This window comes from Micromonospora sp. NPDC048040 (assembly GCF_055587185.1).
In genome coordinates this window covers 118,123-139,345 of the sequence record NZ_JBVJGT010000007.1, presented here as the reverse complement: position 1 = coordinate 139,345, position 21,223 = coordinate 118,123, and the positions used below count along the sequence as shown (strand labels likewise).

General features: G+C 75.0%; 18 protein-coding genes. 8 read left to right on the top strand and 10 right to left on the bottom strand.

Going from position 1 to position 21,223, the window contains the following annotated elements:
• The first annotated feature begins 77 nt into the window (after nucleotides 1-77).
• Nucleotides 78-4,772, top strand: a complete 4,695-nt coding sequence (locus tag ACZ6O2_RS11040; RefSeq protein ID WP_466022717.1) for a golvesin C-terminal-like domain-containing protein — start codon at nucleotides 78-80, stop codon at nucleotides 4,770-4,772.
• A 93-nt stretch (nucleotides 4,773-4,865) separates the two neighbouring features.
• The gene (locus tag ACZ6O2_RS11035) at nucleotides 4,866-5,687 is read left to right on the top strand and encodes an IclR family transcriptional regulator (RefSeq protein ID WP_350708852.1); all 822 of its coding nucleotides are present in this window, start codon (nucleotides 4,866-4,868) and stop codon (nucleotides 5,685-5,687) included.
• A 52-nt stretch (nucleotides 5,688-5,739) separates the two neighbouring features.
• Here ACZ6O2_RS11035 and ACZ6O2_RS11030 read toward each other — a convergent pair whose 3' ends face one another.
• The 6 genes from ACZ6O2_RS11030 to ACZ6O2_RS11005 all read right to left on the bottom strand — a co-directional run bounded on the left by ACZ6O2_RS11030 (nucleotide 5,740) and on the right by ACZ6O2_RS11005 (nucleotide 11,396).
• The gene (locus ACZ6O2_RS11030) at nucleotides 5,740-6,372 is read right to left on the bottom strand and encodes a YesL family protein (RefSeq protein WP_466022716.1); all 633 of its coding nucleotides are present in this window, start codon (nucleotides 6,370-6,372) and stop codon (nucleotides 5,740-5,742) included.
• Nucleotides 6,369-7,097, bottom strand: coding sequence for an SDR family NAD(P)-dependent oxidoreductase (locus tag ACZ6O2_RS11025; protein WP_393456536.1), 729 nt, complete (start codon nucleotides 7,095-7,097; stop codon nucleotides 6,369-6,371). Before ACZ6O2_RS11025 ends, ACZ6O2_RS11030 begins: the two co-directional genes overlap by 4 nt.
• Nucleotides 7,094-8,233, bottom strand: coding sequence for a mandelate racemase/muconate lactonizing enzyme family protein (locus ACZ6O2_RS11020; protein ID WP_466022715.1), 1,140 nt, complete (start codon nucleotides 8,231-8,233; stop codon nucleotides 7,094-7,096). The genes ACZ6O2_RS11025 and ACZ6O2_RS11020 overlap by 4 nt, the downstream gene beginning before the upstream one ends.
• Nucleotides 8,234-8,246: 13 nt before the next feature.
• Nucleotides 8,247-9,164, bottom strand: coding sequence for a dihydrodipicolinate synthase family protein (locus ACZ6O2_RS11015; RefSeq protein ID WP_350708860.1), 918 nt, complete (start codon nucleotides 9,162-9,164; stop codon nucleotides 8,247-8,249).
• Nucleotides 9,161-10,336, bottom strand: a complete 1,176-nt coding sequence (locus tag ACZ6O2_RS11010) for a mandelate racemase/muconate lactonizing enzyme family protein (RefSeq protein WP_466022714.1) — start codon at nucleotides 10,334-10,336, stop codon at nucleotides 9,161-9,163. The genes ACZ6O2_RS11015 and ACZ6O2_RS11010 overlap by 4 nt, the downstream gene beginning before the upstream one ends.
• A gap of 124 nt (nucleotides 10,337-10,460) precedes the next feature.
• Nucleotides 10,461-11,396 carry a sugar kinase gene (locus ACZ6O2_RS11005; RefSeq protein WP_466022713.1) on the bottom strand — a complete coding sequence of 312 codons (936 nt, stop codon included), beginning with the start codon at nucleotides 11,394-11,396 and terminating at the stop codon, nucleotides 10,461-10,463.
• Nucleotides 11,397-11,561: 165 nt separating this feature from the next.
• On the opposite strand from ACZ6O2_RS11005, the gene ACZ6O2_RS11000 reads away from it, so the two are divergent.
• Nucleotides 11,562-12,218 (top strand): bifunctional 4-hydroxy-2-oxoglutarate aldolase/2-dehydro-3-deoxy-phosphogluconate aldolase, encoded by a 657-nt coding sequence (locus tag ACZ6O2_RS11000; RefSeq protein WP_350708866.1) that lies wholly within the window; start codon nucleotides 11,562-11,564, stop codon nucleotides 12,216-12,218.
• 21 nt (nucleotides 12,219-12,239) lie between these two features.
• Here the strand turns inward: ACZ6O2_RS11000 and ACZ6O2_RS10995 are convergent, their stop codons facing one another.
• A complete protein-coding gene (locus tag ACZ6O2_RS10995) occupies nucleotides 12,240-12,716 on the bottom strand; it encodes a cyclic nucleotide-binding domain-containing protein (protein ID WP_350708868.1) in 477 nt (158 codons plus the stop codon).
• Between the two features lie 208 nt (nucleotides 12,717-12,924).
• On the opposite strand from ACZ6O2_RS10995, the gene ACZ6O2_RS10990 reads away from it, so the two are divergent.
• From ACZ6O2_RS10990 to ACZ6O2_RS10980, 3 genes are all read left to right on the top strand, one after another.
• Entirely contained in the window at nucleotides 12,925-15,663 is a 2,739-nt protein-coding gene (locus ACZ6O2_RS10990; RefSeq protein ID WP_466022712.1) for a cation-translocating P-type ATPase, read from the top strand.
• Between the two features lie 47 nt (nucleotides 15,664-15,710).
• Nucleotides 15,711-16,589 (top strand): universal stress protein, encoded by an 879-nt coding sequence (locus ACZ6O2_RS10985; RefSeq protein WP_466022711.1) that lies wholly within the window; start codon nucleotides 15,711-15,713, stop codon nucleotides 16,587-16,589.
• A 248-nt stretch (nucleotides 16,590-16,837) separates the two neighbouring features.
• Nucleotides 16,838-17,719, top strand: coding sequence for a universal stress protein (locus tag ACZ6O2_RS10980; protein WP_466022710.1), 882 nt, complete (start codon nucleotides 16,838-16,840; stop codon nucleotides 17,717-17,719).
• Between the two features lie 51 nt (nucleotides 17,720-17,770).
• Here the strand turns inward: ACZ6O2_RS10980 and ACZ6O2_RS10975 are convergent, their stop codons facing one another.
• The 3 genes from ACZ6O2_RS10975 to ACZ6O2_RS10965 form a co-directional block, all read right to left on the bottom strand.
• Nucleotides 17,771-18,394, bottom strand: a complete 624-nt coding sequence (locus ACZ6O2_RS10975) for an FMN reductase (protein WP_350686777.1) — start codon at nucleotides 18,392-18,394, stop codon at nucleotides 17,771-17,773.
• Nucleotides 18,391-19,494: an LLM class flavin-dependent oxidoreductase gene (locus ACZ6O2_RS10970; protein ID WP_357457738.1), complete on the bottom strand. Its 1,104-nt coding sequence runs from the start codon at nucleotides 19,492-19,494 to the stop codon at nucleotides 18,391-18,393. Before ACZ6O2_RS10970 ends, ACZ6O2_RS10975 begins: the two co-directional genes overlap by 4 nt.
• 132 nt (nucleotides 19,495-19,626) lie before the next feature.
• Nucleotides 19,627-20,256, bottom strand: a complete 630-nt coding sequence (locus ACZ6O2_RS10965; RefSeq protein WP_466022761.1) for a DNA-3-methyladenine glycosylase — start codon at nucleotides 20,254-20,256, stop codon at nucleotides 19,627-19,629.
• Between the two features lie 108 nt (nucleotides 20,257-20,364).
• On the opposite strand from ACZ6O2_RS10965, the gene ACZ6O2_RS10960 reads away from it, so the two are divergent.
• Nucleotides 20,365-20,781 (top strand): DNA-binding protein, encoded by a 417-nt coding sequence (locus ACZ6O2_RS10960; protein WP_393263732.1) that lies wholly within the window; start codon nucleotides 20,365-20,367, stop codon nucleotides 20,779-20,781.
• Nucleotides 20,782-20,831: 50 nt separating this feature from the next.
• A complete protein-coding gene (locus ACZ6O2_RS10955) occupies nucleotides 20,832-21,188 on the top strand; it encodes an MmcQ/YjbR family DNA-binding protein (RefSeq protein WP_350708879.1) in 357 nt (118 codons plus the stop codon).
• Nucleotides 21,189-21,223 lie beyond the last annotated feature (35 nt).

The following is a 21,223-nucleotide window of genomic DNA, read 5'->3' as shown; positions in this document are numbered from 1 at the left end:
CGCCTACGGCCGAGCGCGCATGCCTCTCCCGACGGACGCCCTTGACACGGGAATTGATTGCATTAACTATCCATTTCATGGATGTGAAGCCCACAGTATCGAGGCGACATCGTTCCTTACTCACCCTCCTCCTCGTCCTGACGGCACTGGTGCTGCCCTCCGGGGCGGCCGTCGCGGCACCGGCCACCCAGGACCAGGCCCCCTTCGCCACCCCGCTGCGCGAGACGGACAAGCCCGACCTGCGGATCCGGCAGGTGGCCACCATCGAGGGCGACCACCACCGGATGATCTTCCACCACGCCACCTGGCGCGGCGGGCAGACGTACCTGCGGGACATCCGGGTCCGCACCCCCGGCGGCTGGCTGCCCGTCACCGACGCCGAGCGACGCTTCGACGAGCAGTGGCTCGTGCTCAGCGGCACGAACGGCACACCGACCGACTACTACAGCTCCATGAACCCCGGCTGGGTCGGCTTCACCGGACTCCGCACCGTCGACAGCCGCACCGTCGAGCTGACCACCGAAGCTCCCGGGGCGTACGAACTGACCGTCCGCTGGTCGGTCGCGGGCGACAATCCCGAGGCGTCCTGGACCCTGACCGCCCGCCGCGCCGACAACTTCGTCGTCGGCTACCAGTCGCTCGACGTCACCTCGTTCAACGACGTCGACGAGGTGCTCTGCGGCAGCCGCCAGCACGCCCGGGTCATCTACGGCGCCGAGGCGCTCAGCGCCTGGGAGCTGATGACCCCGGCCTGCCTGCTGGAGCGCACCGTCGCCGGACAGCAGGTGACCAGCGGGGTCTACGCACCCGGCGAGGTGATCCCCTTCGAACACCAGCGCGACGCCGGCGCGGACGGACAACCCTTCGGGATGAGCCTGCGCAACGAGAACGGCGCCATCCAGCCGATCGCCTTCGCGCCGCAGGTCGGCCGGCTCTCGCCGCTGCAGACCGGACAGCAGCACCGGTTCACCTTCGGTGTCTACGCCCGGCCCGCGACGATGTACCAGGCGTACACGCAGTTGACGCGCGACGAGTACGACTACAGCGCGTACCGGCAGAACATCTACGACACCTCGCTCACCGAGACGGTGCACAACCTGGTCGACCTGACGATGAAGGACACCGAGGCCGACGACAGCGAGACCTACCAGCGTTCGCTGTCGGGGTGGTGGGACCGGGCGAAGGGCTTCGTGGACACCGAGAACGACCGGGCGGTGCGCACCGCCACCAGCGGTGTCCTGCTCGGTGCCTACTACCTGACGGGAAACCGGGACCTCTACGACAAGCGGGCCCGGCCGTCCCTGGAGTACCAGGTGTCGCGCAACAACATCGGGTGGACCCCGATCAAGGAGAACCCGGTCTACGGCGACACCAACGCCTGGCGCGTCGGCAGCGTGGCCGGGGACGCCTCCACCCTCGTACCGCTCTACCAGCAGACCCGGGGCCAGGTGGCCGGCCTGCACGAACTGGCCCTGAAGTCGATCGAGGACCGGGTCCGCAAGGACAGCCGGACGCCGGTCAGCACCCCCCTCGCGGCGTGGCGGCTCACCGGCAACCCGGCGTACCTGGCGGAGGCGAAGGCCGAGGCGGACCGCTACATCACCGCCCAGATCGACCCGCCGTACACGACGAACATCGCCGAGAACGGCTTCCAGTTCAACTACTCCAAGGGTTGGATCGAGCTGCTCGAGCTGTACGAGGAGACCGGCGACAAGCGTTACCTGAACGCCGCCTACACCGAGGCGAAGCGGTTCGTCACGCAGACGATGGTGCGCCCGGTGCCCGAGGGCAACATCACCGTCAACGCCGACGACTGGATCGACGCGCAGGTGGACCGCTGGAAGCCTCCCGTGACCTACGACTACCCGAAGAAGGACGTGCCGGCCGAGGAGGTACCGGCCTGGATGGTCTCCACCAACGGCATGACCTTCGAACAGCTCAGCACCTACAAGATCGCAGCGGGTCGGGAGAACCCCGGCGGCGGTCTGGTGATGAACCCGATCTGGGCGCCGTTCCTGCTGCGGCTCTCCGCGCACACCGACGACCAGTTGCTCGCCGACGTGGCGCACAACCTCGTCGTCGGCCGCTTCACCAACTACCCGGGCTACTACTACCGCGAGTTCACCGCGGCCCAGATGCGCCCGGACTTCCCGCTGACCGGCCCCGCCGGACTCACCTCCATCTACTACCACCACATCCCGGCGCAGCTCGGGCTGGCCATGGACTACCTGATCTCCGAGCAGACCCACCGCTCGGATGGCAGGATCAGCTTCCCGGCCGTGTTCGAGACCAACTACGTCTACTTCAAGTACCACGTCTACGGGCACCAGCCCGGCACGTTCTACGGTGAGGACGGCGTCTGGCCGTACCTGCCGAAGGGCATCGTCGACGTCGCCGACCCGCAGCTCAACTGGGTCACCGGGCACGGCAACGACAGCCTCTACCTCAGCCTGACCAACGAGGCGACCGGCACCTCCCGCAGCGTCGTGCGCTTCGACCCCAAGGTCAGCGGGGTGCGCCCGGACCGGGAGTACCAGGTCGAGGTGATCCGCGACAACGGCAACCGGACCGTCACCACGATGCGCGGGGGCGTCCTGCCGGTCACCGTCTCCGCCCGGGGCATCACCGCGCTGGTCGTCCGCGACGTGTCGGTGCCGAACGTCGCCCACCAGGTCGGCGGCGGGCAGGCCGACGTCGGGCAGGACAGCTACCACTTCGACGACGCGAGCCCGATCGGGACCGCCCGGGGGATGCTGCTGACCCGACCGGACGGCAGCGGCTACGACGCCTACCTGCAGGCGGCGACCGAGGCACCGGCGACGCTGCACTGGTCGACCGACGGGGGCACCACCTGGAAGAAGCAGGAGGACCGGATCTACCCGAACGAGTGGACGATCCCGGTCGAGGACCTCGACACGTCGTTCCGGTACCGGATCAGCACCGAGGCCGCGCAGACCAGCGAGACGACCCTGCGCCTGCCGCCGGCGGTCACCGGCCGCTGCCCGGCGGGAACGACCGTCTGCGGTGCGGCCACCCCGGCCTCGCCGGACACCACGCCCGGCGACACCGTGGGGCTCGCGGTGACCGTCCGCAACGACGGTGCCGCCGCCCTCACCGACCCCGCGGTCACGCTGGACCTCCCGGCGGGCTGGTCGGCCCGGCCGGAGGGCACCCAGCCGTCCACCGTGCCGGCCGAGGGCGCGGCCACCTGGCGTTACAAGATGACCGTCGCACCCGACGCCGCCGGTGGCACGGTGGCGCTCAAGGGCACGGCGCGGTGGAACGGTGGCGAGGTCGCGCTGACGGCCGGACGGCTCACCGTCCGTCCGCCGACCCGGTTGAGCTCGCTGGTCGCGGCACCGGCGGAACTCGCCAAGCCGGGTGACTCGACCACGGTCACCGCCAGCGTGCTCAACGTCGGCCCGGCCGCCGCCCGGGGCACTCTCCGTCTGACGCCGCCCGCCGGGTGGACGATCAGCCCGGCGAGCGCGGAGTACGAGGTCGACGCCCGTGGGGAACGTGCGTACACCTTCACCCTCACCGCGCCGGCCAACGCCCAACGCGACCAGACGTACCGGGTGAGCGCCGCGCTCGACGGCGGCGCCGAGACCACGGCACAGGTCCGGATCGCCAGCCAGGACATCGTCATCACCACGCAGGACATCCGTCCCCGGTACACGGAGACCGGCGAGTGGCTCGCCAGCGGCCTCGCCGGGTTCAACGGCACCCAGTCGCGCTTCAGCGCGGAGGGCAGGCTCGGCGGCACCGCGACCTGGCGGCCGGCGCTGGCCGAGGCCGGGTGGTACGAGGTCGCGGTCTGGTACCCGTCCAACGCCGACACCACCCGGGAGGCCGACTACGTGGTGCGGCACCGCGACGGGGAGACCCCGATCCGGGTCGACCAGCAGCAGGACCCGCGCAGCTGGCGGGTCCTCGGGACCTTCCCGTTCGCCGCCGGTGAGGACGGCCTCGTCCGGATCAGCGTCGACGACCCGGCCTTCCACCGGGTCAGCGCCGCCCGGTTCCGGCCGGTGGATCCGGCGGTGGTGCAGCCCAGGATCAGCGGGCTCTCGGCCGATCCGGTGGCGGCACCGGGGGGCAGCACCACGGTCAAGGCCACCGTCACCGCGGCCGCGGTGGCGGGCGCGACCGGCTGCGCGGCCCTCGGCCTGCCGGAGGGTTGGAGCAGCACCCCGGCGTCCGTCCCGGTCGCGCTGGCCCCGAACGCCACCCAGCAGGTGAGCTTCACGATCACGGCTCCGCCCGGCGCGAGCGTCGGCGCGTTGCACGAGGTGGCCCTGCACGTGGCCGGGGCGGTCGGGCGGACGGCGGTACCCGTCGGGACGCCTGACCCGGCGGCGGCGGTCGTCGTCGACGACGGCCAGGACGGCTACACCGAGACGGGCGGCTGGAGCGCCAGCGCGCTCAAGGGGTACGCGGACGGCACCACCCGGGTCGCCGGCGGTGGCACGGGTGCCGTGGCGACCTGGCGGCCGACGCTGTCGGCGACCGGTGTGTACCGGGTCAGTGTGTGGTATCCGACGAACGCCACCACGACCAACGCGGCCACCTACCGGGTGGCGCACAGCACCGGCACCGACACCCGGACGGTCGACCAGACCAAGGACGCCGGGCAGTGGCGGGTGCTGGGCGCCTGGCACCTCGACCCGGCGACCGCCGCGGTGAGCCTGTCGGCGCAGCAGCTCGGGCATCACCGGGCCGACGCGGTCCGGTTCGAGCCGGTCGTCCCGGCGCGGACGCCAAGCTGCTGACAGGGTGCGGGCCGCCGGTCGTGACGGTCGGCGGCCCGCACCGCCACGCGATGTATGATCCGTAATCTGGATTACACTCCTACGCTTTGAGGGATGGGCAGAATGCCACGCTCCACCACCCGCGAGGTCGGCGGCGGCACGCAGAGTGTCGAGCGCGCGCTGTCGCTGCTGCGTGCGTTCACCGAGGAGCACCCGGAGCGGCGCGTCTCCGAGCTGGTCCAGCTCACCGGGCTGGGCCAGTCGACGGTGTCCCGGCTGGTCGGGACGCTGGAGGCGCTCGGCTTCGTCACCCACGACCAGCGCAGCGGCCTCTACCGGATCGGGCCGACGGTGGTGGGGCTGGCGGGCGTCGCGCTCAACCAGTCGGCGGTGCACCGCCAGTCCCGGCAGATCGCCCAGGACCTCGCCGGCGAGTTGGGCCTCGGCGCCAACATCGCCGAGCGCCACGGCACCGAGCTGTTCTACCTCTGCAACTTCGAAGGCCGACTCGCCCCCCGCTCGTTCACCCTGGTCGGCCGCCGGGGCCCGCTGCACGCGACCGCCCTGGGCAAGGCGCTCCTGTCGGACCTGACCGCCGAGGAGATCGAGTCCCTGATCGGGACGCGCTATCCGGCGTACACCCCGAAGACCGTCGCCGACCTCGACGGGCTGCTCGCCGCGATCGGCGAGGGACGACGGCGCGGCTACGCCACCGAACTGGAGGAACTGGCCTTCGGCCGGGCCTGCCTGGCCGCGCCGATCCGGGACCGCTCGGGCAAGGCCGTGGCGGCCCTGTCGGTCTCCGGCCCGCTCTCGGCGATGGACCTACCGAGGCGCCAGGACGAACTGGCCATGAAGGTCATCGAACAGGCCGACCAGATCTCCACCGGACTCGGCTACCACGCCAGCGCCGCCCCGCTCTCCGCCGTCGTCTGACGGCGGGAGCCGCCCCGACCGACGACGGCGGACGCCGCGACGGTGGACGGTCTCACCCGGGTTCGTGGCCGCCGACGGCCGGCGGCAACGAGGCGAAGCCTCGCGCGGCGACCAGGGCGACCAGCGCCGCCGGGGCGCTGGGCAGGAAGAGGGGGACGGCGACGGGTACGGCGACGAGCATCGCCAGGACCAGCAACGCCACCGTCGCACCCAGGCCGAGCGTCCACAGCGGGGTGCGCGCGGCCGTGAGCACGGCGATCCGCCAGGCGGTGGTGGTCGGCACGTCGAAGTGCGCCAGCACCGGGGGCAGGTACGCCAGCACCGCCAGATAGACCAGCCCGAGCACGGCCACCGCGCCGGCGAGCGGAGTGCCCCGCGCGGCGAGCAGGTAGAACGCGAGCACCCACACGGTCAGCAGCGGCAGGCCCAGCCGGATCTGCGAGCGCCCGAACTCCGCCCGCCAGTGCCGCCAGAAGTCGCGCCACGGCTGCGGATGCCCGCCCCGCTGGTAGTCCCGCAGCAGCGCGAAGAGCGCCACGGTGGCCGGTGACACGCCGGCGACCACGCCACCGGCGAGCACCCCGGCCAGCCACAGCAGGTTCAGCCCGGCCAGCCGCGGCGGCCAGTCGAGCAGCCGGTAGAGGCGGGCGTACCGGCCGTCGATCGGCACCTGCGGGGTGGTCACGGGGCCAACTCGGCCAGGCGCTGCCGCAGGTCGGCCCGGGCGTAGGCGGCGGGCGACGCGATCGACAGTCCGCCGTCGACCGGCAGCACCACCCCGGTGATGCCGCTGGCGGCGTCGGAGGCGAGGAAGTGCACCGCCGCGGCGACCTCCTCGGGGCGCAGCGTCCGCCCGATCGGGTAACCCCCGGCGGCGTCGGGCAGCCACTCGGCACCGACGATGCCCGGCGCCACCGCGTTGACCCGGATGCCACGCGCGCCGTAGTCCAGCGCGACCTGGCGCACCAGGGCCTCCACCGCGCCCTTGGCCGCGGCGTAGGCGGCCACCCAGGGGGCGGCCAGGAACGCGTTCACCGAGGAGACGGCGACCACCGCCCCGCCGGCCGGCAGCAGCGGCAACGCCGCGCGCAGCGGGAAGAAGAGCGTGTCCAGGCAGCCCGTCAGGGCGGCCCGCCACTGCTCGTCGCTGGTGCGGTGGGCCGGCGCGACGGGCATCGCCCCGGCGGCGGCGACCAGCACGTCCAGCCCGCCCAACCGCTCCCGCGCCGCCTCGACGGCGGCGGCGGCCCCGTCGGCGGTGGAACAGTCGCCGGTGAGGTCGGCGACCAGGCTCGGTTCGCCGGCCGGCTCCAGGCCGTAGCCGACGACCCGGTCGCCGGCGGCGGCGAAGCGGGCCGCGATGGCCCGGCCGATCGGGGTCGACGCGCCGACCAGCAGTACGCGCCTCACCGCGAGCCCCACGTGCTGTGCCGGGCGACCGCCTCGGCGTCCACCGAGACCCCCAGCCCGGGGCCGGTGGGCAGCGGGATCGCGGTCGGCGTCGGCTCGATCGGCACGGTGAGGATGTCGTTGACCCGGTCGAAGAGGGTCGGGTGCCACTCGAAGGCGACCAGGTTCGCGCAGGCGGCGGCGACGTGCAGTCCCGCGGCGAGGGCCAGCCCGAGCCCGGCCGAGTGGTGCGGGGCCACCGGCAGGTGGTGGGTCTCGGCGTACTGGGCGATCGCCAGCCCCTCGGTGATCCCGGTCCGTCCGATGTCCGGTTGCAGCAGGCCCGCGGCCCGGGCCGTCACGAACGGCTGGAACTCCCAGCGGTGCCGCAGGCTCTCCCCCAGCGCCACCGGCACGTCGACGCGCGCGGCCAGGTCGGCGTGGCCGGCGACGTCCTCGAAGGCCAGTGGCATCTCCAGGAACCAGCCGTCCCGGTCGGCCAGGCCACGGCCGAGCCGCACCGCGTCGGCCAGCCCGTAGACGCCGTGCACGTCCACGGCGACCCGCAGGTCGGGGTGGACCTGGCGCAGCGCCGACACGGTCGCCAGGTCGGCGTCCACGCCGTACCCGAGACCGACCTTGACCCGCCGGACCCCCTGCGCGACCCAGTCCCGGGCCTGCGCGACCCGGTCGGCGTCGGTGCGGCCGGGCAGCCCGGAGACGTACGTCGGGACCGCGTCGTGGAACGCGCCGCCGAGCAGCTCGACGACCGGCCGGTCGGCCAGCTTGCCGGCGAGGTCCCACAGCGCGATGTCCACGGCCGCGATCGCGTCGGCCTGGTGGCCGCCGAGGTGCCCCCGCTCGCGCATCAGCTCGCCGAGCCGGTGCCGTAGCGGGCGCACCCGGCGAGGATCCGCGCCGAGCAGCACCGGCGCCAGGAGCCGGCGGACGATCTCGCCGGGCACCTCGGGGGCGACCGGGGCGAGTGCCTCCCCCCAGCCGGTCGTGCCGTCGTCGGCGGTCAGCCGGACCACGAGGGTCTCCCGCTGGTTGCCGTAGACGCTGGGCCACGGCGGCCGCGTGGCGTAGGCGCGGGGCGCGCCGTCCGGACGGCCGAGCGCCAGGGGGTAGACGTCCACCGAAACGATCTTCGTCATGGCGGCCAGCCTCTCACGGCCGCCAGGCCGGCAGCGGGGCGTGCCGCAGTACCGCGTCGAGCGCGGCGCGGCTGCCGGCGTCCAGCGGCACGGCGGGGTCGCGCACGAAGGCGGACTCGATGATGCCCCGGCGCACCAGCACCTCCTTGTGCACCGCCCAGGCCAGGCGGGGTTGCAGGCCGAAGCGGACCAGCGGCAGCAGCCGGTTGAACGCGACGTGGGCCGCCTCCTGCCGGCCGGCCCGCCAGTCCGCCAGGATCGGCGCGAGCACGTCGGTGAACTCGCAGGCCGGCATCGTGCCGACGGCGCCGCGGGCGTACTCCTCGAGCACGAAGAAGGCGTTCTGGCCGCCGAGCACGTCGAACTCGCCGTCGGTCGCGGTCACCACCTCCCCCACCTTCGGCGCGGTGGGCTGGGTCTCCACCTTCACCGACTCGACGCCGGGCAGCTTGCTCAGCTCCACGATCAGGGCGACGGGCATCGTCACCCCGGTCGCCGCCGGCGCGTCCTGCACCATCACGTGCGACCCGCTCGCCTCGGCGACGCCGGCATAGAAATCGACGAGTTGCCCACCCGCGGGCTTGGCCAGGTACGGGGGCAGGACCATCAGGGCGTCCGCACCCCCGTCCCGCGCCGCCAACGCCAGTTCGACGGCGGTGGCCGTGCTGGTGCCGTTGATCCCGGCGACCAGCGGCACGCCCGGGCCGGCGACCGCCCGGGTCTCGGTCAGGATCGTGGCCCGCTCGGCAGCGGTGAGCGCGAACCCCTCGCTGGCCATGCCGAAGACGGCGAGCCCGTCCGCGCCGGCCGCGAGTTGGAACTCCACCAGCCGGCGCAGGCTCGGCACGTCCAGCGCGCCGGCGTCGTCGAACGGGGTGGCGAGGATGGGGACCAGCCCGCGTACGCGGGCCCGGGGCTCGAGGGTGCTCAACTTTCCTCCGCGAGGGCGCTGACAGTGGCGACGTCCACCTCGACGCCGAGGCCGGGTCCGGCCGGTACGGCGAACCCGTCCGGCCCGCCCGGCAGCGGTGCGGTGAGGATCCGCTGCCCGACGTCGGTGGTGGTGGGTTGGTACTCGAAACAGCTCAGGTTCTCGACGGCGGCGCTGACGTGCAGACCGGCGGCGAGCGCGACACCGAGCCCCACCGAGTGGTGCGGCGCGGTCGGTACGTGATGCGCCCCGGCCAGCTCGGCGATCGCCATCGCCTCGGTGATGCCGGTGCGGGCGACGTCCGGCTGCACCAGGCCGACGGCCCGCTGCCGCAGCCAGGGCAGGAACTCGTACCGGTGACGCATCGCCTCGCCGACGGCGACCGGCAGGTCCGTACGGCGGGCGAGGTCGGCGTGGCCGGCCAGGTCCTCCGGCGCCAGCGGCGCCTCCAGGAACTCGACCCCGCCGATGGCGGTCAGTCCGCGCGCCAACCGGATCGCGGCGGCCAGGTCGTACGTCCAGTGCGCGTCCACGGCGAACCGCACCTGCGGCGCGGCGGCCCGCACCGCCTCCACGCTGGCCAGGTCGGCCGCCACCCCCTTCCCGAGGTGCAGCTTGATCCGCTCGACGCCCTTCGCCGCCCACTCGGCGGCCAGCGCCGCCCGCCCCGGGTCGTCCCGCCTGGGCAGCCCGGAGACGTACGTCGGGACGTGCTCGCGGAACGCGCCGCCGAGCAGCTCGTGCACGGGCAACCCGGCCAGCCGTCCCGTCAGGTCCCAGAGCGCGATGTCGACGGCGGCGAGCGCGTCGCCCTGGTGCCCGCCGAGGTGTCCCCGCTCCCGCATCAGGTCGCGCAGCCGCGCGCTGAGCGGTCGCACCCGTCGCGGGTCGGCCCCGACCAGCGTCGGCGCCAGGAGCCGGCGCACCACCTCCGCGGGGACCTCCGGGGCGACCGGTGCGAGGGCCTCGCCCCAGCCGCTGACGCCCGACTCGGTGGTGAGCCGGACCAGCAGCGTCTCGAAGCGGGGCGAGTAGAGGCTGCGCCACGGGGGGCGCACCGCGTACCCGGGCGGGTCCGGGTCGGAGGATTCGTCGGTGGGGCCGAGGTAGCGCTCGGGGTTCGGGAGTTTGAGGACGAAACAGTCCACCGCTGTGATCCGTGGCCGGGTCATCGCCACTCCACCCCTCACCATTGTCTGCCACATTACGGAAGTAGATTCCACACTACGGGTTGCATGTTCGTCAAACCCCCGTCCGGGCGGCCGGAATGGTCGGGCGAGGTCCAGCCCAGCGGCATCAGCCGGCGAGCGCCCGGCGCAGCAGGTCGGTGGCGGCCGCGCGTTCCGGGAGGCCGGCGGTGTCGCCGGCCCGGGCCACCACACCGGCGGCGAGGGCGCTGCCCAACCCGGCCGCAGCGGCCGGCGAGGCGCCGCGCAGCCGGCCGGCCAGGTAGCCGCCGGCGAAGGCGTCGCCGGCCCCGACCGGATCCACCACCGTGGTCGCCGTACTCCGCAGGTGCACCGGGGCCCCGGTCGGTCCGGCGTGGTGGCAGCCGTCCGCGCCGGCCTTGAGCACCGTCTCGCCGACACCCGCGGCGGCCGCGGCGGCGAAGACCTCCTCCGCGTCGTCCGGGTCCCGTACGCCCAGGACCGGCCCGGCCTCGTCGGTGCCGAGCAGCAGGACATCCACGTACCGCAGCAGCGCCCGCACCGCACCGGCCTGCCGGCCGACGTCGCCGAGCGCGGGGCGTAGGTTGGGGTCGAACGCGACCGCGACGCCCCGACCCCGGGCGGCGCGCAGCACCGCCTCGACCGCCGCCCGGGGGGCCGCGCCGAGGGCGAGGGTGATCCCGGAGACGGCGACGAGCCGCGGCCGGGCGGCGAGCAGCCTCGCCGCGTCGGACGCGTCGAGGTGCGTCGCCGCCGATCCGCCCCGGTAGTAGTAGACCCGTCGACGCCCGTCCGGCCGGGCGTCCTTGACGAACAGGCCGGTCGGGTGTGCCGGGTCGACGGTCACCAGCGAGGTGTCCACGCCGGCGGCCGCCGCCACCGTGAGCACCCGGGTGCCGAGCGGGTCCGCGCCGACCCGGCTGCAGAACGCCGCGCGGACGCCGAGCCGCGCGGCGGCCGTGCAGAGGTTCAGTTCGGCCCCCGCGACGTGCACCTCGAGGGTCGCGGTGTCGGCGAGCAGTTGGCCGGGCGGCGGCTGGAACAGGGCCATCGCCTCGCCCATCCCGACGATCTCCAGCCCGGACGCCGAGGCGAGAAACTGGCCCCCGTCGGCCGCCGGACCGCTACTTTCCCCGGCCGCCCCAGCGGCACTATGGTGAGTGTCATGCATAATGCGGGATACGTTGCCACATCCCGGGAGACGGTTCCAGAGAGAAGAGGGCCCGGCATGTCATCAGGGCACGAGACGCGGGACGCCGTCCCTCTCGGCCGGGTGATCGCCATCATCCGGCTGTCCGAGCCCGGCGCAGCGGTCCGCGCCGGCCGGGAACTGGCCGAGGCGGGACTGGACAGCATCGAGGTCACGCTCACCACGCCCCGGGCGCTCGACGCCGTCACGACGCTCCGGGGCGAGCTGGCCGGCTCGTGCCGGGTCGGCGTCGGCAGCGTGCGTACCCCCGCCGAGGTGACCGCGGCCAGGGACGCCGGCGCGGAGTTCCTCGTCACGCCCACCACCCGGGTCGAGGTGCTCGCGCAGGCGAAGGCGGCCGGGCTGCCGGTCGTCTGCGGCGCGTTCACCCCCACCGAGGTCGACGTCGCCTGGTCGTCCGGCGCCGCCCTGGTCAAGCTCTTCCCGGCCGGCGTCGCCGGCCCGCCGTACCTCCGAGAACTGCTCGCCCCGCTGCCCGACGTGCCGCTTGCGCCGACCGGCGGCGTGCGGCCGGAGTCGGTGGCCGAGTGGGCGGCGGCCGGAGCGGTCGCCGTCGGTGCGGGCGGCGCCCTGGTCGACGCCGCCGAGGTCGCCGTCGGCGACTGGGCGGCGTTGCGGCGCCGCGCCCGGGCGTTCCTCTCCGCCGCCGCAGCCGCGCACTGGCCCGACAGGTAGGGCGGCGGCCGGCGACGGTGATCAGGCCGCGGGCGGGGCGACCGCGGGATAGCCGTACAGGTCGAGCAGCCGACCCCGGGCCGCGTGCAGCCGGTCCACCACCACGCTCATGAAGCGGGTGGTGAGCTGCCGGCCGAGCGCGTCGTCGGACTCCATCAGCCGGCGCACCCCCGGGGCGGTGAACTCCACCGCCGTGCTGCGCTGCGCCGCCACCGCCCCGAACTGCCAGCGGTACGGCGGGAACAGCCACGACCACCCGAGCACCCCGCCCGGACCGATCGTCTCGATCTCCACGTCGCCCCGACCGGGCACCGGGAAGTCGAGCGCCACCTGGCCGGCGCGGACCAGCCAGAAACGCTCCGCCGGTTGGTCGGCCCGGAACAGCCGGTGCCCGGGGTGCCACACCACCGGCCGGGCGTATCCGGCCAGCCGGGGCAGCCACGGCTCGGGCAGGCCGGCGAGGAACGGGTGCGCGCGGAGCACGTCGAGCGTCGTCATGCGGGTGCCCCTTTCGTCGGGAGGGCGCGGCGCGGGCCCTGCGACGGTCGGTCGTCCTATCTCCCAGTACACCGCGCCGTGTCCGTTGGCGACAGGGCCGTTGGTCCCGGGCCGCGCGGGCGAACTGCCCTGGTCGGCCCGTCACCGGCGGAGCCAGGGTGGAACCGGGACGATGCGCCGGGACGGCGCCGCGGCAGGGCGGAGGGTGATGTGGGAACGTCCGGGGAACGGCGAGGACGGGGGCCCAGCCGTGCCCGTTGACACCTCGACCAGGCCGGCGACCGGGCTCAGTTCGGCGGAGGCCGCCGCCCGCCTGCGGGCCGACGGTCCGAACGCGGCGGTCGCGCCGCCCCGCCGACACCTGGCCACCCGGGTCCTGCACCAGCTCACCGACCCGCTGGTGGCGCTGCTGCTGGCCGCCGCCGTGGTCACCGCCGTGCTGCGGGACTACCCGGACACCGCCGTGATCGTGCTGGTCGTGCTGGTGAACACCGCCATCGGCGTGGTGCAGGAGGTCCGCGCCGACCGTGCGATCGCCGCGCTGGACCAGCTCGCGGCACCCACCGCCCGGGTCGTCCGCGACGGGCGGGACCTGGTCCTGCCCGCCGCCGACCTGGTCCGGGGCGACCTGGTGCGGGTCGAGGCCGGCGACGTGGTCCCCGCCGACCTGCTCCTGGCCGAGGCCGCCCGGCTGACCCTCGACGAGTCGGCGCTGACCGGCGAGTCGGTGCCCGTGGGACGGGGCGCCGGCGACGAGGCCAGCGCGGGCACGGTGGTCACCACCGGGCGCGCCACCGGCACGGTGGTGCGCACCGGCGCCGCGAGCGCGCTCGGCCGGATCACGGCCCTGGTGGCGTCCACCCGGCCCGCCGCCACCCCGTTGCAGCGCCGTCTCGCCGGGCTCGGCCGGATCCTCGGCTTCGCCGCGGTGCTGCTCTCCGGGCTGGTGTTCGTCGTGGGCGTGGTCGGCGGGCGGCCGGTCGTCGACATGGCGGTCACCGCGGTGAGCCTCGTGGTGGCGGCCGTGCCCGAGTCGCTGCCGGCGGTCGTCACCCTCGCCCTGGCCCTCGGCGCCCGCCGGATGGCCGGGGCGCGGGCGATCCCCCGGCGGCTGCACGCGGTGGAGACGCTCGGCTCCGTCACCGTGATCGCCTCCGACAAGACCGGCACCCTCACCGAGGGCAGGATGGCGGTGCAGCACGCCGTCACCGCCGACGGCTCCCGCTACGGCGTCACCGGCACCGGCTACGCGCCGCAGGGGACCGTGCACCACGGGGGCGAGCCGGTGGCCGTACCGGACGAGCTGCGCCGCCTGGCGCGGGCCGGGCTGCTCTGCAACGACGCCACGCTGGCGCCGCCCACCGACGAGCGGCCGGAGTGGGCCGCGGTGGGCGACCCGCTGGAGGCGGCGCTGGTCGCGTTCGCCGCCCGCTGCGGGCTGGAGCCGGAGACCACCCGCGCCGCCTGGCCCCGGGTCGCCGAGCACCCCTTCGACCAGGAGCTGCGCCGGATGACCACGGTGCACCGCTCCTGCGACCGCCGGTACCTGGTGGTGTGCAAGGGCGCGCCAGAGAACGTGCTGGTCGCGCCGCTGGTCGACGCCTCCGACGAGGAGTTCGCCGAGCTGTCGGCCGCCGCGCACCGGCTGGCCGCCGAGGGGCTGCGGGTGCTCGCGGTCGCGTCCGCCGTGGCCGACGCGCCGCCGGCGGACCCCGCCCGGCCGACCGGGCTGCGGCCGGTGGGGCTGGTCGCCGTCGGCGACCCGCTGCGCGCGGGCGCGGCCGACATCGCGGGCAGCCTCGACGACGCCGGGGTCCGGCTGGTGCTGGTCACCGGCGACCACCCCGCGACCGCCGCGGCCATCGGCGGCCAGCTCGGGCTGTGGCACGAGGGCGACCCGCTGGTACGCGGGGACGACGGCGACCCGGCGCGGGCGCACCCGCAGGCGCGGGTGTTCGCGCGTACGCAGCCGGACCAGAAGCTCGACATCATCGCCGGGCTGCAGTCCCGGGGCCACGTGGTGGCGATGACCGGCGACGGGGTGAACGACGCTCCGGCACTGCGCCGCGCCGACATCGGCGTGGCGATGGGCGGCGGCACGGAGGTCGCCCGGCAGGCCGCCGACCTGGTGCTCGTCGACGACGACCTGTCCACCGTGGCCGCGGCGATCGGCGAGGGCCGCCGCATCTACGACAACATCCGGCGGTTCCTGCGCTACGCCCTCTCCGGGGGCGTCGCCGAGATCGCGGTGATGCTGCTCGGTCCGCTGTTCGGGCTGGCCGTGCCGCTGCTGCCGGCCCAGATCCTGTGGGTGAACCTGCTCACCCACGGCGTGCCGGGCGTGGCGCTGGGCGCGGAGCCGGCGGAGCCCGGCACGCTGCGCCGGGCGCCCCGCTCCCCCTCCGAATCGGTGCTCGGGGCCGGCCTGGGCCGGGACGTGCTGGTCACCGGCGCCCTGATCGCCGCCGTGGTGCTCGGCGCCGGTGTGCTCGCCGCGCACTGGGACCGGCCCTGGCAGTCCGTGGTCTTCGTGGTCCTCGGCCTGGCCCAGCTCGGGGTGGCGCTCGCGGTCCGGGCACCCCGGGCGGGCGGCGCCCGACGCGGCAACCGCGCGCTGCCGGTCGCGGTGGCGGTCTCGGCGCTGCTCCAGATCGCCGGGGTGCTGCTGCCCCCGCTGCGGGAGCTGCTCGGCACGGAGCCGCTCGGCGCGGTGGAGCTGCTGGCCTGCGCCGCTGTCAGCGTGCTGCCCGGGCTGGTGCTGCGGCTGGCCCGCCGACCGGTCGACCCCGCCGCCGGGTCGTCGTCGGGCACCGCGCCGCACGACGCGGTCACGCCAGCCCTGGTCGGCGGGCCCGGCCAGGGCACGCGGGCGGCGGGCGACCCGGCCGTGACCGTCGGAGCGGCGGATCGGGACCAAGGTCCCGACGGCCGGGACGAGCGCCTCTGACCGGTAGCGTTCGGGCAGAGCAGGATGAAGGTGAACAAGGAGGAATCATGGCCATCAACACCGGTGCCCCCGTCGTGGTGGGTGTGGACGGTTCGGCCGCCGCACTGGACGCGGTCCGGGTGGCGGCGCGGGAGGCGGCGCAGCGACAGCGTCCGCTGCGGGTGGTGCACGCCTTCATCTGGCCGTTGACCCGCGTCCCGGTCGACCCGGCGCCGGGCGCGCCGGCCGGTGCCGGCCTGCGCAACCAGGCCGAGCGGTACGTCGCCGAGGCGATCGCCGAGGCCGGCAAGGCCGCCCCCGAGGTGGCGGTCACCGGCGTGGTGGTCGACGGCGCGGCGACCCCCGTCCTGCTCGACGAGTCCCGGGACGCCGCGCTGGTGGTGCTCGGGCACCGCGGTCTGGGTGGCTTCGCCGGGCTGCTGATCGGCTCGGTGACCGTGCAGGTCTCCGCCCGCGCGCTGTGCCCGGTCCTCGTGGTGCGCGGCGAGCCGCGCGCCGACGGTCCGGTGGTGGTGGGCGTCGACGGCTCCGCGAACTCCACCGAGGCCGTCGCGTTCGCCTTCGAGGAGGCGTCCCACCGGGGCGCCCCGCTGCTCGCGGTGCAGGCCTGGCTCTACCCCTCGCCGGTCGGTCCGGGCGACATCCTGCCCCTGGTGTACGACCTGGACGCCTACGCCGCGGAGGAGGAGCGCGCGCTCGCCGAGTCCGTCGCCGGCTTCGCCGAGCGCTACCCGGACGTGCCGGTGCGGCACCGGCTGGTCCGGGGCTCCCCGGCCCGGGTGCTGGTCGACGAGTCGAAAACGGCCCAGCTGGTGGTCGTCGGGGCGCGCGGGCGGGGCCCACTGAGCGGGCTGCTGCTCGGCTCCGTCAGCCACGCCGTGCTGCACCACGCGCACTCCCCGCTGGCGATCGTGCGGCACCCGTAGCGGGCCGACGCGTCCCGACCTTCCCGGCCACCACCCTTCCCGTCGCGTCGGCCGCTCCCCCGGCCGGCGCGACGGGACCCGGTGGAAGGCCGGTGCGCGGGCGCAGCGTGGACAGCCGCCACACCGGGCCTCACGGGGTGGCCGGCGGGCGTGGTGACAGGTCCGGTTCGGTGGGTGGCGCGTCGGGAAATCCGGGTGCGCCGGTGGAGCCGCGTCGACAATGACCTGATCGACCTCTGGGAGAGCTGATGAATCGACCCGTCGTGGTGGGTGTGGACGGATCGCCGTCGAGCCTGGTGGCGGCGGAGCACGCCGCCCGGGCCGCCGTGCTGCGGTCCCGCCCCCTGCACCTGGTGCACGGCTACCTGCATCCGCTCGGCTACGGCGTGCCGGTCAACCCGTACGACCTGGGGTTGCCGGCGCCGACCGAGCAGGGGCAGAAGATGCTGGAGCAGACGGCCGCCGACCTGGTGGACCGCTGGCCGGGGCTGACCGTGGAGGTGCGCCAGGTCGCCGGCGGGCCGGGCGCGACGCTCGTCGAGGAGTCCCGGCGGGCGGAGCTGGTGGTGGTGGGCAGCCGCGGCCTGGGCGGTTTCGCGGGGCTGCTGCTCGGCTCGGTCGGCACGCAGGTGGCCGCGCACGCGCACTGCCCGGTGCTGGTGGTCCGCCCGGCCGAGGAACCGATCCCGGTCGACGGGCCGGTGCTGGTCGGGGTGGACGGCTCGGAGCCCGCCGAACTGGCCGTCGGGTACGCCGCCGACGAGGCGACCCGGCGCGGGGTCGGGCTGGTGCTGGCGCACGTCCGACCGCCGGACGGGGAGCGCCGGACGCCGGACGAGGTGGCCGAGACGCCGGCCGCCGCGCACGCGGAGTCCGCCGAGCTGCTGGCCACCGCCGGGGCGGCGGTGCGCGGCAGCCACCCCGGGCTGGCCGTCGAGGAGCGGGTGCTCCGGGCGGAGAAGCCGGAGCAGGCGCTGATCGAGGCGAGCGGCGAGGCGGCGCTGGTGGTGGTCGGCTCGCGGGGCCGGGGCGGGTTCGCCGGGATGCTGCTCGGCTCGGTCAGCCAGGCCCTGGTGCAGCACGCGCGCTGCCCGGTGCTGGTCGCCCACCCGTACGGCCACGCCCGCTGAGCCGGCGCGGACCCGCCGGCCCACGACGGGCCGGCGGGTCGGCGGCGGCGGTCAGTGGTCCCGGCCCCCGAGCAGTTCCTCGAAGCTGGTGGTGAGGGCGAAGGGGTCGGCGGGGCCGGCGGCCGGCGGGCGCCGGTGGATCTGGTCGGCCAGCTCGCCCCCGGCGCGGGCGATCCGCGCGCGCAGCGCACCGTCGGCGCCGCCGTCGGACCAGTCCTCGGGCGCGGCGAAGACCGCCGTGGGCACCACGACCGACCGCAGGTAGGCGAACATCGGCCGCAGGGCGTGCTCCAGGGCGAGCGAGTGCCGGGCGGTGCCGCCGGTGGCGCCGACCAGCACCGGCCGGTCCGCCAGCGCGCCCGAGTCGACCAGGTCGAAGAAGGACTTGAACAGCCCGTTGTACGACGCGTTGAAGATCGGCGTGACGGCGATCAGCCCGTCCGCGCCGGTAACCGTGTCGAGCACCTCCCGCAGGGCGGGCGGCGGAAAGCCGGTGAGCAGGTGGTTGACGATGTCGTGGGCGTGCTCGCGCAGCTCGACGGGGCGCACGTCCACGTCGTCGCCCCGCCGGGCCAGCTCGTCGCGGGTGGCCGCGGCGAGCTGGTCGGCGAGCAGTCGCGTCGACGAGGGCTGACCGAGCCCGGCCGACACCACGGCGAGGGTGCGGCGGGTCATCGGCCGGCCTCCGTGCCCGCCCCGGCCTGCTCGGCGGCGGCCCGCAGCGACGCGTGCGTCGGCGCCTCGGGCACGTGCGCCGGGCGCAGCGAGTCGAACTCCTTGCGCAGCACCGGGACGACCTCCTCGCCGAGCAGGTCGAGCTGCTCCAGCACGGTCTTCAGCGGCAGGCCGGCGTGGTCCATGAGGAACAGCTGGCGCTGGTAGTCGCCGACGTAGTCGCGGAAGCCCAGCGTACGGTCGATGACCTGCTGCGGGCTGCCCACGGTCAGCGGGGTCTGCGCGCTGAACTCCTCCAGCGACGGGCCGTGCCCGTAGACGGGGGCGTTGTCGAAGTACGGCCGGAACTCCCGCACGGCGTCCTGCGAGTTGCGCCGCATGAACACCTGCCCGCCCAGCCCGACGATGGCCTGGTCGGCGGAGCCGTGGCCGTAGTGCGCGAACCGCTCCCGGTAGAGCCCGACCATCCGCTGGGTGTGCTCCTTCGGCCAGAAGATGTGGTTGGCGAAGAAGCCGTCGCCGTAGTAGGCCGCCTGCTCGGCGATCTCCGGGCTGCGGATCGAGCCGTGCCAGACGAACGGCGGCACGCCGTCGAGCGGGCGCGGCGTCGAGGTGAACGACTGCAGCGGGGTGCGGAAGCGGCCCTTCCAGTCGACCACGTCCTCGCGCCAGAGCCGGCGCAGCAGGTCGTAGTTCTCGATGGCGAGCGGGATGCCGTTGCGGATGTCCTGGCCGAACCACGGGTAGACGGGCCCGGTGTTGCCGCGCCCCATCATCAGGTCCACCCGGCCGTCGGCGAGATGCTGGAGCATCGCGTAGTCCTCGGCGATCTTCACCGGGTCGTTGGTGGTGATCAGCGTGGTCGAGGTGGACAGCAGCAGGCGCTCGGTGCGGGCCGCGATGTATCCCAGCATGGTGGTGGGCGACGACGGCACGAACGGCGGATTGTGGTGCTCGCCGGTGGCGAAGACGTCCAGGCCGACCTCCTCGGCCTTCAGCGCGATGGTGACCATCGCCTTGATCCGCTCATGCTCGGTCGGCTCGCGACCGTTGGTCGGGTCGACCGTGACGTCGCCGACGGTGAAGACTCCGAACTGCATGACCAGCTCCTCGCGTTGTCCGGCCGGGGCCGGTGCGGTTCCCGTATCGCACCGCACAACATATTTGACGAGTCAACTATTCCGCCCGCGGAGGCGACCGTGGTGGGCGCCGTCACGCCGGCAGGCGGAGGCTCAGCGGCTGCGCGGGACGTGCCGGCGGTAGGCGCTCACCGTGGGGTCGCCAGCGATCCAGAACCGCCAGGGGACGTCGTGCGCCCCCGTCACGCCCACCCTCGGGCCGGCGGCCACCGAGTCCGCCGGCACCGGCCGGTCGGCCGGACGCAGCCGGACGGGGCCGTCGCCGAGCAGGTAGCGGCCGTAGACACCCTTGTCGATCCCCAGCGCCGCGCAGAGCCGGGCGGGCCCCCGCGCGAGGTCGACGTCCCGGCGTACGGCGGTGCGCCGGGCCCGGGCGACGTCGAGCCCGTCGACCACCTCGCCGGCGCGCAGCAGCACGGCCGACGCCTCCCCGTCCGGCCCGGTGACCACGTTCACGCACCAGTGCATGCCGTAGGTGAAGTAGACGTAGGCGTGCCCGGCCGGCCCGAACATCACCGCGTTGCGCGGGGTGCGGCCCCGGTGGGCGTGCGACGCGGGGTCGCCGGCCGTGCCGGCGTACGCCTCGACCTCGGTGATCCGGACGGTGACGCCGCCGGTGGCGAGCAGGCAGCCGAGCAGGCCGCGCGCGGCCGGCACCACGGGCCCGGAGAGCAGGTCGGCCAGCCCCGCGAGGTCGGCGGGACGGCGGTCGGAGGACGCCACCACGGACCCGACCCTATCCCGCCGCGACGCCGCCTCGTTCCGGCGCTCGACCGCTCGGCGTATCAACAATTCGTTGACAAGCAATCGTTGATGTGATGGGGTCGGGCCATGACCGACTCCTTCACCACGCCCGACGCCGGCCGGGCCCGGGCGCACCGCACGTACGACGCGCTGCACCGGATCACCGAGCGGCACGCCGGCACCGAGACGCGCCGCCGCCGCCACACCAACCCCTACGTCCCGGACACCTACGAGGCGGTCGCGCTGGTCACGGCGCTCGCCGCCGGCGGGGCGGAGGTGGAGCCCGGGGAGGAGCGGGTCGACGACGCGGACCTCGTCGCGGCCCTCACCCTCGTACCGCACCTGCGCGCCGAGGTCGACGCCATGGAGGCGGGGCTGCTGACGCTGGCCCGTGGCCGCGGGCTGACCTGGCAGCAGATCGCGTACGGGCTCGGGCTGGGCAGCGCGCAGGCCGCCAAGCAGCGCTTCGAGCGCCTCTCCGCCCGCACCGCCGCCACCGACTGACGCCCCCGATGGGCCAGACTGGGCGCGGGACCGTTGTCGAGGAGGACGCGATGACGCGCGAGGAGATGCTGGCGTACTGCCTGGGCAAGCCGGGCGCCTGGCTGGACCAGCCGTGGGAGGGCGACGAGGTGGTGAAGGTCGGCAGCCGGATCTTCGCCTTCCTCGGCTCCGCCGGCGGCGACGACCCGACGGTCGGGGTGAAGTGCGGCCCGAGCCGGGAGATCGCCGACGAGTGGCTGCACCGGCACCCGGGCGACGCACGAGCCTCGGCGTACATCGGGCGCTCCGGCTGGAACACGCTGCGCCTGGCCGGCGGGATCGACGACGAGGAGCTGACCGAGGCGGTCGACGGGTCGTACGACGCGGTGGTGGCGAAGCTGCCGAAGCGGGAGCGGCCGACGGCCTGAGCCCCGCGCGGCGCATGTCGCGCCGCGCGGGGTCA

What these genes read in the sequence shown, in the direction of transcription:
- ACZ6O2_RS11040 (WP_466022717.1), top strand. Translation starts at nt 78, where the DNA reads ATGGATGTGAAGCCCACAGTATCGAGGCGACATCGTTCCTTACTCACC.
- ACZ6O2_RS11035 (WP_350708852.1), top strand. Translation starts at nt 4,866, where the DNA reads ATGGGCAGAATGCCACGCTCCACCACCCGCGAGGTCGGCGGCGGCACG.
- ACZ6O2_RS11020 (WP_466022715.1), bottom strand. Translation starts at nt 8,233, where the DNA reads ATGACGAAGATCGTTTCGGTGGACGTCTACCCCCTGGCGCTCGGCCGT.
- ACZ6O2_RS11010 (WP_466022714.1), bottom strand. Translation starts at nt 10,336, where the DNA reads ATGACCCGGCCACGGATCACAGCGGTGGACTGTTTCGTCCTCAAACTC.
- ACZ6O2_RS11005 (WP_466022713.1), bottom strand. Translation starts at nt 11,396, where the DNA reads ATGGGCGAGGCGATGGCCCTGTTCCAGCCGCCGCCCGGCCAACTGCTC.
- ACZ6O2_RS11000 (WP_350708866.1), top strand. Translation starts at nt 11,562, where the DNA reads ATGTCATCAGGGCACGAGACGCGGGACGCCGTCCCTCTCGGCCGGGTG.
- ACZ6O2_RS10995 (WP_350708868.1), bottom strand. Translation starts at nt 12,716, where the DNA reads ATGACGACGCTCGACGTGCTCCGCGCGCACCCGTTCCTCGCCGGCCTG.
- ACZ6O2_RS10990 (WP_466022712.1), top strand. Translation starts at nt 12,925, where the DNA reads ATGTGGGAACGTCCGGGGAACGGCGAGGACGGGGGCCCAGCCGTGCCC.
- ACZ6O2_RS10985 (WP_466022711.1), top strand. Translation starts at nt 15,711, where the DNA reads ATGGCCATCAACACCGGTGCCCCCGTCGTGGTGGGTGTGGACGGTTCG.
- ACZ6O2_RS10980 (WP_466022710.1), top strand. Translation starts at nt 16,838, where the DNA reads ATGAATCGACCCGTCGTGGTGGGTGTGGACGGATCGCCGTCGAGCCTG.
- ACZ6O2_RS10975 (WP_350686777.1), bottom strand. Translation starts at nt 18,394, where the DNA reads ATGACCCGCCGCACCCTCGCCGTGGTGTCGGCCGGGCTCGGTCAGCCC.
- ACZ6O2_RS10970 (WP_357457738.1), bottom strand. Translation starts at nt 19,494, where the DNA reads ATGCAGTTCGGAGTCTTCACCGTCGGCGACGTCACGGTCGACCCGACC.
- ACZ6O2_RS10960 (WP_393263732.1), top strand. Translation starts at nt 20,365, where the DNA reads ATGACCGACTCCTTCACCACGCCCGACGCCGGCCGGGCCCGGGCGCAC.
- ACZ6O2_RS10955 (WP_350708879.1), top strand. Translation starts at nt 20,832, where the DNA reads ATGACGCGCGAGGAGATGCTGGCGTACTGCCTGGGCAAGCCGGGCGCC.